Annotated in this window: 1 pseudogene; it reads left to right on the top strand. The window is 46.4% G+C overall.

From position 1 onward, the window contains the following. Positions 1-534 (top strand): annotated as a pseudogene (gene vmeY / locus R7E78_RS30025) (multidrug efflux RND transporter periplasmic adaptor subunit VmeY); the annotation flags it as partial.

A 534-nucleotide genomic window follows, 5' to 3' on the forward strand; every position in this document is an offset into this window, starting at 1 on the left:
GGAGAAGCGAATAATGCCCAAAGAGAGAGCCAAGCGCCTCTTGTCGTAACTCAGGATGTCACGGTAATCGACTACCAACCGAGTAAATCATATATCGGTCGCATTGAAGCGGTAGAAGATACCAATATCACAGCACAGATTTCAGGCTATTTACAAGCTCGTCATTTTGAAGAAGGACAAATGGTAGAAAAAGGTCAGCTTCTTTATTCTATTGAACCTTCTTCTTTTGAAGCACAAGTGGCAAGTGCGAAAGCAGCGTTAGCACAAGCAAAAGCTTCGCTTAAAAAGGCAGAGCTTGATCACCAACGCGGTAAAAACCTGCTTCCTCGTGGCAGCATCTCCCAATCGGAATTTGATGCGTTGACAGCAACATTGCTAGGCGCGCGTGCAGAACTAGAAGCCGCGAATGCACAGCTTAAACTTGCAGAAGTCAACCTTTCGTACACGCAAATCCGAGCGCCGTTTAGTGGTCGTATTAGCGACACTAAAGTGAGTACTGGTGATCTGGTTTCTCCATCTTCAGGTGTGCTGACG

Source organism: Vibrio sp. YT-19(2023), assembly GCF_033337395.1.